The sequence below is a fragment of the Fructilactobacillus sp. X8R1C1 genome (genome assembly GCF_059900945.1).
Window position 1 is genome coordinate 178,382 of the sequence record NZ_JBWXVH010000003.1, and the last position, 12,553, is coordinate 190,934.

Consider the following 12,553-nt stretch of genomic DNA (forward strand, 5'->3'; position numbering starts at 1 on the left):
GAATTAAGATGTAATCGGTACTAGCCGTTATCTAGTTAAGTTGGAATTAGCAATAATTCAATTTAGGTGGTACCGCGAGCATTCGTCCTATTCTGGACGGATGCTTTTTATTTTAAATGAGGTGAAGAAATGGCAAAAGAAGTAGATATGTCAACGAAATATGATCCCAACTCAGTTGAAGCAGGGATGTATAAGAAATGGCTTGATGAGGATGTTTTCAAGCCAAATGGGGATAAAAAGGCAAAACCATATTCAATTGTTTTACCTCCGCCAAATGTGACCGGTAAGCTTCACTTGGGTCACGCCTGGAATACTACTCTTCAAGACATGTTAATTAGACAGAAACGGATGCAAGGTTATGATACCGTTTGGATTCCTGGGATGGATCATGCGGGAATTGCAACTCAAGCAAAAGTTGAAGCCATGCTTAACGAGAAGGGGATCTCGCGGTACGATTTAGGTCGTGAAAAATTTGTCGATAAGGTTTGGGAATGGAAAGACGACTTTGCTGATACGATCCATAAACAGTGGGCCAAACTGGGGTTATCACTTGATTACAGTCGTGAACGCTTTACGTTGGATGATGGTTTGTCAAAAGCCGTCAGGAAAGTATTTGTTGACTTGTATAATCAAGGGTTAATTTACCGTGGTGAATACATTATTAATTGGGATCCAAAGGCTCGGACTGCTTTATCTGATATTGAAGTTATTCACAAAGATGATAAAGGCGCTTTCTATCACGTTAAGTATCCGTTTGCTGATGATACTAAATTTAATGGAAAGAATTACATTGAAATCGCTACAACTCGTCCTGAGACTATGATGGGTGATACTGCTATCGCAGTGAACCCAAGTGATGATCGTTATAAAGATTTAGTAGGTAAAGAGGTCGTTGTTCCACTCGTAAATCGGACGATTCCGATTATTGCCGATCAGTACGTTGATCCTGAATTTGGGACTGGAATGGTTAAGATTACCCCAGCCCACGATCCTAATGATTTTAAAGTTGGGAACAGACATGATTTAAAACGGATTAATACCATGAACGAAGACGCTACGATGAACGAAAATGCTGGGAAGTATGAAGGCATGGATCGTTTTGATGCTCGAAAGGCAATGGTCAAGGACCTTGAAGATCAAGGCTTGATGATTAAAATTGATCCCATTGTTCACTCAGTTGGTCATTCTGAAAGAACCGGAGTTCAGGTTGAAGCTCGTCTTTCGACTCAATGGTTTGTAAAAATGAAACCATTGGCCAAAAAGGCAATGGAGAATCAAAAGACCAATGATGCGGTTAGTTTCATTCCAGAACGATTTGAGCATACCTTTATGCAATGGATGGAAAACGTTCATGATTGGGTTATTTCAAGGCAACTATGGTGGGGACATCGGATTCCTGCCTGGTACAATAATGAGACTGGCAAGATTTACGTTGGCGAAAACGCTCCTAAGGATCCCGAAAACTGGACGCAAGATCCAGACGTGTTGGATACCTGGTTTTCATCAGCTTTATGGCCATTTACAACCCTTGGTTGGCCTGATACTGACTCAAAAGATTATCAACGCTATTTTCCTACCAACACGCTTGTAACTGGTTATGATCTGGTATTCTTCTGGATCTCAAGAATGATTTTTCAAAGTTTACATTTTACCGGTAAGCGTCCATTTAAAAACGTGCTGTTACATGGTTTAATCCGTGATGAACATGGGGTTAAGATGAGTAAGTCTTTAGGTAACGGGATTGATCCAATGGATGTTATTGATCAGTACGGAGCCGATGCCTTGAGATGGTGCCTTTCAACTGGAACAACGCCTGGACAGGACATGAAGTTTAGTTATAGTAAGGTCGAATCAGCCTGGAATTTTGTCAATAAGATTTGGAATGCCAGTCGTTATGTCATCATGAATTTAGGTGACATGTCTAAACCAGAGTTACCAGCTCAATCAGAATGGAATTTATCCGATCGATGGATTCTTTCGAAATTAAACTCTGTTGTTAAGCATGTTACCGAAGAATATGACAAGTTTAACTTTGGTGAAGCCAACCGTTCACTTTATGATTTTATTTGGAATGATTTTTGTGATTGGTACATTGAAATGAGTAAGGAAATTTTGACTGGCTCAGATGAAAAAGCCAAACAAAACACGCGAAATATCCTAGCGTACGTTTTGGATCAAATCTTGCGATTACTCCAACCAGTTATGCCATTTGTTACTGAAAAGATTTGGCTTTCAATGCCGCACGTTGGTGAATCATTGGTGGTAGCTGCGTATCCAGTAACTCATGATGAATTTGATGATAAAAAAGCAGAATCAAATATGAATCATCTGATTGATGTTATTAAAGCAGTCAGAAATATCCGTTCGGAGGTTAATGCACCCCTATCTAGTCCAGTTGACATTCTAGTTAAAACTAAGAATTCCGATTTGAAAAAGGTACTAGAAGATAACAGTGACTACATTGAACGATTTGGTCACCCTGATAAGTTAGAGATTGGTTCTGACATTAATATTCCTAAATTGGCTATGACATCGATAATTACTGATGCTGAGATCAGCATCCCACTGGATGAACTGGTTGACCTCAATGATGAAAAAGAACGGCTACAAAAAGAAGTCCAAAAATTTGAATCGGAAGTCAAACGAGCACAGAAAAAACTAGCTAATAAAAAGTTTGTAGACAATGCTCCAGAGACAGTTGTCAATGAGCAAAAAGAAAAGCAAACCGACAATGAGGCTAAACTTAAAGCCGTTAAAATCCGACTTAAAGATGTAATCGATGCTTTAAATAAGTAAAATACGAGGCTCAGCTAAACAGCTGAGCCTTCTTTTTAGAGGAGTTGCAATGGTGATTGATAGTTACAGTGCAGCATTAAAGTATATCCATGGTAGACCACGAATTAAAAAAGAACCACCTAAAAAGCGGATGGCTCACTTTATGAAGAAATTGGATTTTCCAGAAAAAACGCTAAACTGCATTCACGTAGCGGGAACTAATGGAAAGGGCTCATGTGTTGCCTATTTGAGTAACATGTTAATGGCTTCTGGACTCTCAGTTGGAACCTTTACTTCACCATTTATGATTAAGTTCAACGAGCGGATCAGTGTGAATAATCAACCAATTTCAGATGATGAAATTTTAGAGTTGGTGCGTGAAATTAAGCCGATTGTCGATGAAATTGATAAGAATGATCCTGATTTAGGTCCCTCTGAATTTGAAATCATTTGCGCTATGATGTTCATCTATTTCCGTGATCATCCCGTTGACGTTGTGATTGTGGAGGCCGGAATTGGAGGAAGATCCGATTCAACCAACGTGGTTAATTCGGAAATGTCAATTATTACTACCATTGGGATGGATCACATGGCACTGCTTGGTGATTCGGAAGAAAAAATTGCGGATAATAAGGCTGGAATTATTCGCCAAAACCGTCCATGTGTGATTGGAGGAATCAAAGAAGGTCCGAGAAAGGTGATTGAACGAGCAGCTATAAAATTAGATAGTCCAATTTGGGAATTAAAGCGTGATTATCAATTCGTGCCGGTAAATCAAAATCATTTTAATTTTTCAAGTGCTCATTTGAACATTGATAACATTTCAATGAAACAAATTGGAAGCTTTGAAATGGAAGATGCTGCAATTGCGATTGAAGCTTTCTTGGTTTATGCGTTTAATTATTTAAACATGACAGAACCATCCATGATTTCTTCGGTCAAAGCGGGAATTAGTTCAACAAAATGGATTGGAAGGATGGAAGTAATTAATAATGATCCCACGATTATGATTGATGGGGCACATAATGTCCCAGCAATTCGGAGCCTTTTGTCGTCGCTTCGTTTTAGAAGTAGTAAGTGGAGAAATTCTCATCTTACAATTGTGATGGGGGTTTTCGCTGACAAACAGTATCCAGAAATGCTAAAAATTGTTAAGTCTTTGTCTAATAGTGACGTTATTTTGACACGGTTTTCTGCGGGAGAAAAGCGAGCAAGTGCTGACTTTTCTAAACTTGATATCAATAACTTTCCCAATGTTTCATTAGTTAGCGATTGGCATAAAGCACTGAACAAATCGGTAAAAAAGGTCCGTGACAGTAAAAATGATAATCAGTTAATTTTGGTTACTGGATCGCTGTTATTTATCTCGGAAGTTAGAAAATATATTAAAGAAAATGAAGAAAAACTTAAGTAACTAATTTTGGCCTTATATTTCTGACTGATATAAATGCAGTATGATATACTAGTCTTATCAAAGTAATTACTTAAAAATTAAAACTTAAAATTGAAGGGATGAATAAATTGTTCGGATTAGGTACAAAAAACATCGGAATCGATTTAGGAACCGCTAATACCATTGTTTATGTTGATGGAAAAGGAATCGTTTTACGAGAACCCTCTGTGGTTGCTAAAAATACAAAAACTGGCGAGATTGTTGCTGTTGGTCAACAAGCCGAATCTATGATTGGTAGAACGCCTGCCAGCATTGAAGCTATTCGTCCAATGAAAGACGGTGTAATTGCTGATTATGATACTACTGTGACCATGATGAAATATTATATCGATAAAGCATTGGGAAGCCACGGTGGTAAGCCTTACGTAATGGTTTGTGTTCCAAGTGGTATCACTGCTGTGGAAAAGCGTGCCGTAATTGATGCTACTCGAGTTGCTGGAGCAAAGGATGCTTATGTAATCGAAGAACCATTTGCTGCTGCAATTGGTGCCGGTCTACCAGTTATGGATCCAACTGGAAGCATGGTTGTTGATATTGGTGGTGGAACTACCGACGTCGCTACTATTTCTCTTGGTGGGATCGTATCATCACGTTCGGTGAGAATGGCTGGTGATAAGTTGAACGAAGTGATCGTTACCTTTATCAGAAAAAATTATAATGTGCTAATTGGTGAACCAACTGCAGAACATTTGAAATGTACCATTGGTTCTGCATCAATTGGTGCCGCAAAGGACATGAATGATGAAACCGTTCGTGGAAGAGACTTACTGACCGGCCTTCCTAAGTCAGTTGAAGTAACTGCGGAGGATGTGGCTTCTGCAATGCACGAAGACATTCTTGAAATTATCACTACGATTAAAGAAACTCTAGAAGAGACATCTCCTGAAATTTCTGCTGATGTGATTGATCATGGAATTGTTCTTACCGGTGGCGGTGCTCTACTCAAAAATCTCCCAGAAGTAGTATCGGATGCCACTCAAGTTCCTGTGACAATTGCCAAAGATCCGATGGATTGTGTAGCAATTGGAACCGGTGAATCGCTTAAAAGTATTGAGGCAATGAATAGAAAATAAATTGGATAAGCGGGGATGAATTCCCGCTTATTTATTTTAAGCACGTACGGAGGATTATTATGCACAAGTTTTTTTCAAGTCGAAAGCTAGTAATCATTGTCGTTTGCTTAATTATTGGCTTAGGTTTGATTAGTGGGTCAGTGGCAGTGCGAAAAAATCGTGCTACTCCTCCATTGATTCAACAAGTTGGAAATGATGTTGTTGGATTTGGCGATCGAATTGTTAGTATTCCTGCCAATGGCGTTGGCTCATTGTTTGGTGCCACTGATAATTTGTTAAATACTTATCAGGAAAATAATCATTTAAAGGGTCAGGTTGAACAATTAGCTCAAACTCAAGTTAAAAATCAAGCACTGGAAAATGAAAATGAAAAATTAAGACAACAGTTAAATATCAAGGGGACTCCCACGGACTACAAGGCGATTAATGCTAGCGTAATTACTAGGACGCCATCCTCATGGCAAAATCAACTGATCATTAATAAGGGATCGGCTGCAGGAGTTCAAAAGAACATGTCTGTAATTGTTAATTCTGGATTAGTTGGTCGGGTTGCTGAAGTTAATAAGACCAACAGTAAAGTCGAACTAATCACCGACAAAAGTGATACTGCTAGTCGTTTTGCGGTTCAGGTTCAAGGAGAAAAGAAAGTCGTTAATGGATTAATTGACGGTTATAATCGTGATACTAATGAGTTGGTAATGGGAAGTGTTACTAATCAAGACAAGATCAAGACTGGGACGAAAGTTATGACTAATGGTCTTGGTGGCGTGACTCCTAAGGGACTTTATGTCGGAAAAGTTGCTGGAACTAAACAAAATAGTGATGGTATTTCTGAAAAAGTCAACATTAAACCAGCTGCAAACATGGATGATATTGAGGCGGTGACCGTAATTGGCAAGAAGGATTAGAAGAGGAAGTCCAATGAGACGTCCTTCCCGGTTAAAGTTCTTATATCCAATTGGGTTGGTCATTTCATTTCTACTGGAAGGAACGATTTCTAAACTTTTTTCACCAGTACTTTTTGGCAAATTTTCAATGGTACCTTACTTAACTTTATTGTGGTTGGTAATGGCCACTCTTTTTGCGCGTCATGAGAAATTACACATGGGCTGGTGGGCCTTAGGAATTGGAATCGTTTATGATATTTATTACGTTGGAATTATTGGGATCTTTACGTTTGCATTTCCGCTGGTGGTTTATATTAATCGAATGGTTTTAAAATTTGTGCGTGAAAACATGGTCACTTCATCTCTACTTTATGTTGGGGATGTTTTGGTGGTATTTATTTTGAGCTACTTAGGTGACCGAATTGCACATATTGTCTCTCTTAGTGGTGTACAGTTATTGATTTATACTTTAGGGCCAACGTTAGTGTTGAACCTGATCTTATTTGTAATTCTGTATCTCCCAATCAGGGCACTTTTCAATTATTTTAGTTAAACTAGGAGCATTGACTGTATGGAAAATGTAGTTTTAAAGGGTACTCAAAATGGTTATGAAATTAATATTTCTGATACCAGTAGTTTTGATAGTGACATTAATGAATTCAAGAACTTGATGGAACAACTTAGTAGTGGAAAAGAATTAGGGAATGCTAAACAATTTTCTTTTGATGTTTTTACCGGGAATCGGATTCTCACTGGAGCGCAAAAGCAAACGTTAAGGGAGATTGTTTCTAAATATCCAAGGATGAGTATCAGGCGATTTATGGCTGATGTAGTTACTACATCAGAAGCATACCGAATCCGGGACTTAAATAAGGTTTCCGTTATTGGGAGAACCATCAGAAATGGTGAAGAGATTACAGCTAAGGGCGACGTCCTTTTTTTTGGTGCCATTCATGAGGGAGGTAAATTACTTGCGGGCGGTAACGTTTATAATTTAGGATATGTGAGAGGAATTGTGCACGCTGGATTTCCGAACGATGAAGAGGCCATTGTAATTGGCAACTTAAACGATGCCCAGCAGGTTCGGATCGGAGAACAGTTTGATATCGTCAGCGATAATAAGAATAGAATTTCTGAAAACAGCCGTACTGTTATTTACATTAATGACTTACATACTATCGAGTATGGCAATTTAGATCAGATTAAAGACATTAGTCCGAAGTTTTATAATCGAATAGGAGGAACCGAATAATGGGAAAAGCAATCGTTATTACCTCTGGAAAGGGTGGAGTTGGTAAAACAACTACTTCAGCTAACATCGGGACTGCTTTAGCCTTAATGGGGAAGCGCGTCTGTTTGATGGATTTGGATATCGGCCTTAGAAACCTTGACGTGGTTCTTGGACTAGATAATCGAATTATGTATGACATCGTTGACGTTGCAAATGGACGGGTTCCACTGCAAAAAGCATTGGTAAAGGATAAACGCTTTGACGATAATTTATACTTATTACCAGCCGCTCAAAATACAGATAAATCGGCCTTAAAAGAGGACCAAGTTAAAGATATTGTTGATGAATTAAAGCCACAGTTTGATTTCGTGTTGATTGATTGTCCAGCAGGAATTGAACAAGGGTTTCTCAATTCCGTTGCCGGAGCAGATAGTGCCATTGTGGTTACCACACCGGAAATTTCTGCGGTTCGAGATGCAGATCGAATTGTAGGGCTATTAGGAAAGCATCCTTTAAAAGAAGCTCCAAGGTTGGTTATTAATCGAGTTCGACCAAGTATGATGGACAATGGCGATGTAATGGATGTTGACGAAATTACTCATCACCTGGGAATTAGTTTACTTGGAGTTGTAGTTGATGATGATAAGGTGATTACTACTTCAAATCATGGCGAACCAGTAGTTTTAGATACTGATGAGCCTGCATCAACGGCTTATCGTAACATCGCACGACGCTTGCTTGGAGAAACCGTTCCATTGATGAAAATTAAGCCACAGAAAAAAGGTTTTTGGTCTAAATTCAAACACGTATTTACAAAGAATTAGTTATACTAATTGATAAAGTTCTCTTAGAATTCTTTCTATGGGAACTTTTTATTTTGGAGGAATTAGTTTGAAAAAAACAATCACAGATGGGGTTCATTTAAATGTTCATGAGAGTAATAAATTCAAAACAACAGCGATCACAATTGACTTTGTTGCCCCGTTAAACTGTGCAGATTATTCTGCTAGAACCATGATTTCTGAAATGATGGAAAATTATAGTCACAAGTACGATTCAAAATTAAAGTTGGCTAGAAGACTTTCCGAACTATTTGGTGCCAGCTTTGGAACAAATGTGTTTAAAGTTGGCAATCGTAGTGTGTTGAGAGTGGTTATGAGCTTTGTTAATGATGAATTTACGTTGGATAATTCTGACGTTTTTGACAATGCGTTGACTTTTCTTTTAGAAGTTATTTTTCATCCCAACCTTGATGGTGAACATTACGTCAAGGAACAATTTGAAATTCAACGAAAAAATTTAATTCAGTATCTAGATTCTCTTAATGATGACCATCGTTATTATGCAGCGAAGAGAGCTCGAGAGCTTTATTTTTCCGACCAACCCAATTATGCCAATTCAATCATTGGAAATCAGGAACAAATTAAAAACTTAGAAAATGAGGCTGTTGTAAAAGAGTGGGGGAACCTTCTTAAAAACAACGAGATTTATATTTCGATTTTAGGCGATCTTTCGGAGAAACAAACTCAAATGATTGAGACGCATCTACCGTTTTTACCCAGGAGGGAATTTAATGAGCCAATGAATCGCAATTTTAGCCCCTTACCGATCAGGACTCAGGTTGAAAAAATTAATGGAGAACAATCCAAGTTTGATTTAGCTTTTGATTTTCCTATTTTCGTAAATGATGATGACTATTACGCAGCAATTGTTTTTAATGCTTTGCTTGGGGGAGCCCAACAATCATTAATGTTTCACAATATTCGTGAAAAACATAGCTTAGCATATTACATTTCGAGTAATTATAATTCTACTTTGGGGTATGTGTTAATTGAAAGTGGCATTAACGCTGTGAACGTGGATCAAGTTAGCCAGTTAATTGGTGAGCAAGTTAGTTTAATTCAGAAACAAGAGTATTCGGATCAGCGATTTTTAGACATTAAATCAGCATTGATTGATGGATATTATTCTAAATTTGATAGCCAACGCCGAACGCTTAATGGTGATTTTATTAATGAACTATATGGGATCGATTTGAGCCCCAGTCAATGGATTAATAGAGTTAGAGGGGTTACCAGTGACGATGTAAGTCAAGTAGCTTCGAAGTTTAAATTGCGGGCTAAATTTTTATTGGAAGGAATTAATAATGGTTGAAATTAAGTATGACAAGCTAAATGAAACGGTTTACCGCTATCAATTAGATAACGGAATGAAAGTATTTATTGACTCTAAGCCAGGCTTTCATTCAACCTACGGCATTTTAAACGTTCATTTTGGTGCAATTAATAATTTGATTTTGGAAAATAAACGATCCCGAAAGATGCCGCTCGGAATTGCTCATTTTTTGGAACATAAAATGTTTGATAAACAAAATTATGATTCAAGTGATCAGTTTGGCAAATTTGGATCGGATTCAAATGCGTTTACGAGTTTTGATCAAACCAGTTATCTTTTCAATACAACTAATCATGTTGGTGATAATTTAGATGTTTTAGTTGATTTGGTTCAGCATCCGTATTTTGACGAAAAAAAAGTTCAAAAAGAGCAGGGCATCATTGGACAGGAAATTATGATGTATCAAGATGATCCCGGTTCTAGAATTTATTTTGATACGATCGGAAATATGTATCATAACTCTCCACTTGATCATGATATTGCGGGCACAATTGATTCAATTGCCAAAATTACGACAGAAGACTTGTATGCAATGTATAACCAGTATTATGTTCCAAACAATATGGATTTAATGCTCGTTGGAAATGTCAACGAGAGTGATGCGATTGAAAGGATTGAAAGACTTGAAAGAACCATTCCCTCAATTAGTCAATCTGAGATTTTAACCTTGAAGCGGCAAACGAACGATGCCATTAAGAAAAGCTCGATTATATCAGATGAGCACACTACTATGAATTTGACAAGAGGGAAAGTTGCGGTTGGATTTAGAGGACCTGACGAGATTAGTAGTGGGGTCCAATTCACTAAAAACGAATTATCACTGGGATTGTTTTTGTCGATGATTTTTTCTGAAGATGCTGAGCCATATCAAAAACTCTATTCCAAGGAGATCATAAATGATTCGTTTGGTTATGACTTTGATCTAGAAGATGGTTATCAATTTGTGATCTTTGTAGAGGATTCAAATCGTCCAGAAGAGTTTCGAAAGGCCGTTGAACGTGAAATTAAGAATGGATTAAATGACGACGCAAAATTGTCTAAGATTTTTAACCTAATTAAACGAGAAGAAATTGGACAGTATATTTCACTTATGAATTCCAACTCGGCTATTGCGAATCAAATGGGAGATCCACTAAATGGATATACCAATCTTTTTGATGAAGTTCAAATCTTAAACCAACTTTCCGTTCATGAGGTAATTGATTTTGCTAGTAAATTCTTTGACTTTAATAAAACAACTTTGAAGGTTATTTCCTAATGTATATCTTTTTTTAAGGTAACGCGTTGTGATATACTGACAATGAAATCTAAAACGATGGGGTTTTACATATGGATAAAGAAGAAAAAAATCAAAAAAGTGTAAACATTGGTCAATTATTGCGTAAGGCTAGAGTTGACTCAGGAATTTCAATTGATGACGTTCAAAAGAAAACTAAAATTCAAAAACGTTATTTAGAAGCAATTGAACAAGATGACTTTAAGGCACTGCCTGGTGATTTTTACGTTCGTGCTTTTGTTAAACAGTTTGCAGATGCAGTTGGTTTAAACGGAAGCGAGTTTATTCAAAAATATGACTCCGAGCTTCCTGGTGGAGAAAAGTTTGGCTCTTCTGAGGACGATAACGGTGAGGGTCAAAATAACATTAAGGAAAATCCTCAACCAGTTCAGTCTGAGATGCCCAAACAACGTTCTGTTAGACATCACTCAACGAGTCCAGAATCAGGCCCTTCAGGATCTGGTGTGAAGAAACTAATTCCGATTGTTGGAATTGTGGTCATTGTGATTATTATCATTGGCGTCATCTGGGTTGGAGCCGGAAAGTTAGCTCATCACAATTCAGATACTACTTCAAGTACAACGTCTGTTTCCGTATCTTCGGATAGTTCAAGTTCGATGGCCAGCTCGCGTTCGAAGAAGGCCGCTCAGGATAAGGCCAAAGAGGCCAAAACAAAGAATCAGAATAATCAAGGAACCCAGATTGCTAAGGGTGCTAATGAGAACGAGTACAATGTTAAAACCAATGAAAAAGAAACAAAGGTCACTTTAAAGGGAAATGCTAAGTCTTGGTCAGCTGTTTCGGTTAATGGATCACAGGTTTGGCAGGGAACTTTAAATCCCAACCAGACTCATGATGTCACCATTCCTGCTAACACGAAAGAATTTAACGTTAACCTCGGCAATGCCCCCGCTACTGACATCACGATTAACGGTCAAAAAGCTAATTTAGAGAAGCCCGCTAACAATGGGAATGCTCAAGTTAGAAATGTCACTTTTAAAATTACAAATAAACTTTAACCCAAACCTAAATAACGATCTGTTAAAGATAGCAGGTCGTTATTTTAGCGTTTAACCTCAGGAGGATAAACTTTTGAACTTACCAAATAAATTAACTTTATTTAGAATAATTTTAATACCAATATTTTTAATTTTACTGGTTGTGCCAATGGATCTTGGCAGCGTGATGATCGTGGGAACCATGATTCCAGTTACACAGGTTTTAGCTACCGTGGTATTCATTGTGGCAGCGTTAACGGACTTTTTGGATGGTCAAATTGCGAGAAGACAACACCTAGTGACTAATTTTGGGAAATTCGCTGACCCGTTAGCGGATAAGATGTTGGTAATGTGTGCCTTCATTGTCTTAGTTGGTCTTGGCAGTGTTGCTAGTTGGATTGCGGCTATCATTGTTTGTCGTGAATTAGCCGTGACTGGTTTACGTTTAATTGTTGTTGAAAATGATGGTGAAGTTGTTGCGGCTGCGTGGCCAGGCAAGATTAAAACCTTTTTCCAGATGATTGCGATTATTATTCTGTTATTAAATAATGCATTATTTAATAACATTAATCTTCCGATGGGCCAAATCTGTTTATACATCTGCTTATTCTTTACCATTTACTCTGGTATTGAGTACTTTTACAAGAACCGAAAAGTTTTTTCTGATTCATTTTAATTAATACAG

Annotated in this window: 11 protein-coding genes and 1 other annotated feature (1 of these 12 only partly in view); all 11 genes read left to right on the forward strand. The window is 37.7% G+C overall.

What is annotated here, in order from left to right; all coding sequences use genetic code 11:
* Window positions 1–93: a binding site (T-box leader), on the forward strand; it begins 111 nt to the left of the window's first position.
* Window positions 94–129: 36 nt separating this feature from the next.
* Window positions 130–2,796: a valine--tRNA ligase gene (locus tag AC6UD1_RS04195; RefSeq protein ID WP_500707369.1), complete on the forward strand. Its 2,667-nt coding sequence runs from the start codon at window positions 130–132 to the stop codon at window positions 2,794–2,796.
* Window positions 2,797–2,845: 49 nt separating this feature from the next.
* Window positions 2,846–4,189: a bifunctional folylpolyglutamate synthase/dihydrofolate synthase gene (locus AC6UD1_RS04200; protein WP_500707370.1), complete on the forward strand. Its 1,344-nt coding sequence runs from the start codon at window positions 2,846–2,848 to the stop codon at window positions 4,187–4,189.
* A gap of 107 nt (window positions 4,190–4,296) precedes the next feature.
* Window positions 4,297–5,301 (forward strand): rod shape-determining protein, encoded by a 1,005-nt coding sequence (locus AC6UD1_RS04205; RefSeq protein ID WP_500694426.1) that lies wholly within the window; start codon window positions 4,297–4,299, stop codon window positions 5,299–5,301.
* A gap of 59 nt (window positions 5,302–5,360) precedes the next feature.
* A complete protein-coding gene (mreC, locus tag AC6UD1_RS04210) occupies window positions 5,361–6,209 on the forward strand; it encodes a rod shape-determining protein MreC (protein ID WP_500694374.1) in 849 nt (282 codons plus the stop codon).
* Window positions 6,193–6,741 carry a rod shape-determining protein MreD gene (mreD, locus tag AC6UD1_RS04215; protein WP_500707371.1) on the forward strand — a complete coding sequence of 183 codons (549 nt, stop codon included), beginning with the start codon at window positions 6,193–6,195 and terminating at the stop codon, window positions 6,739–6,741. The genes mreC and mreD overlap by 17 nt, the downstream gene beginning before the upstream one ends.
* A gap of 18 nt (window positions 6,742–6,759) precedes the next feature.
* A complete protein-coding gene (locus tag AC6UD1_RS04220; RefSeq protein ID WP_500694376.1) occupies window positions 6,760–7,440 on the forward strand; it encodes a septum site-determining protein MinC in 681 nt (226 codons plus the stop codon).
* Window positions 7,440–8,243 carry a septum site-determining protein MinD gene (minD, locus tag AC6UD1_RS04225; protein ID WP_500707372.1) on the forward strand — a complete coding sequence of 268 codons (804 nt, stop codon included), beginning with the start codon at window positions 7,440–7,442 and terminating at the stop codon, window positions 8,241–8,243. The genes AC6UD1_RS04220 and minD overlap by 1 nt, the downstream gene beginning before the upstream one ends.
* A 67-nt stretch (window positions 8,244–8,310) precedes the next feature.
* Window positions 8,311–9,573 carry an EF-P 5-aminopentanol modification-associated protein YfmF gene (yfmF, locus tag AC6UD1_RS04230; protein ID WP_500707373.1) on the forward strand — a complete coding sequence of 421 codons (1,263 nt, stop codon included), beginning with the start codon at window positions 8,311–8,313 and terminating at the stop codon, window positions 9,571–9,573.
* A complete protein-coding gene (gene yfmH, locus AC6UD1_RS04235; protein WP_500707374.1) occupies window positions 9,566–10,852 on the forward strand; it encodes an EF-P 5-aminopentanol modification-associated protein YfmH in 1,287 nt (428 codons plus the stop codon). Before yfmF ends, yfmH begins: the two co-directional genes overlap by 8 nt.
* Window positions 10,853–10,923: 71 nt before the next feature.
* Window positions 10,924–11,889, forward strand: coding sequence for a helix-turn-helix domain-containing protein (locus AC6UD1_RS04240; RefSeq protein ID WP_500694380.1), 966 nt, complete (start codon window positions 10,924–10,926; stop codon window positions 11,887–11,889).
* Window positions 11,890–11,962: 73 nt separating this feature from the next.
* Window positions 11,963–12,544, forward strand: coding sequence for a CDP-diacylglycerol--glycerol-3-phosphate 3-phosphatidyltransferase (gene pgsA / locus AC6UD1_RS04245; RefSeq protein WP_500694381.1), 582 nt, complete (start codon window positions 11,963–11,965; stop codon window positions 12,542–12,544).
* Window positions 12,545–12,553 lie beyond the last annotated feature (9 nt).

What these genes read in the sequence shown, in the direction of transcription:
- mreC (WP_500694374.1), top strand. Translation starts at nt 5,361, where the DNA reads ATGCACAAGTTTTTTTCAAGTCGAAAGCTAGTAATCATTGTCGTTTGC.
- AC6UD1_RS04220 (WP_500694376.1), top strand. Translation starts at nt 6,760, where the DNA reads ATGGAAAATGTAGTTTTAAAGGGTACTCAAAATGGTTATGAAATTAAT.
- AC6UD1_RS04200 (WP_500707370.1), top strand. Translation starts at nt 2,846, where the DNA reads ATGGTGATTGATAGTTACAGTGCAGCATTAAAGTATATCCATGGTAGA.
- AC6UD1_RS04195 (WP_500707369.1), top strand. Translation starts at nt 130, where the DNA reads ATGGCAAAAGAAGTAGATATGTCAACGAAATATGATCCCAACTCAGTT.
- AC6UD1_RS04240 (WP_500694380.1), top strand. Translation starts at nt 10,924, where the DNA reads ATGGATAAAGAAGAAAAAAATCAAAAAAGTGTAAACATTGGTCAATTA.
- minD (WP_500707372.1), top strand. Translation starts at nt 7,440, where the DNA reads ATGGGAAAAGCAATCGTTATTACCTCTGGAAAGGGTGGAGTTGGTAAA.
- yfmH (WP_500707374.1), top strand. Translation starts at nt 9,566, where the DNA reads ATGGTTGAAATTAAGTATGACAAGCTAAATGAAACGGTTTACCGCTAT.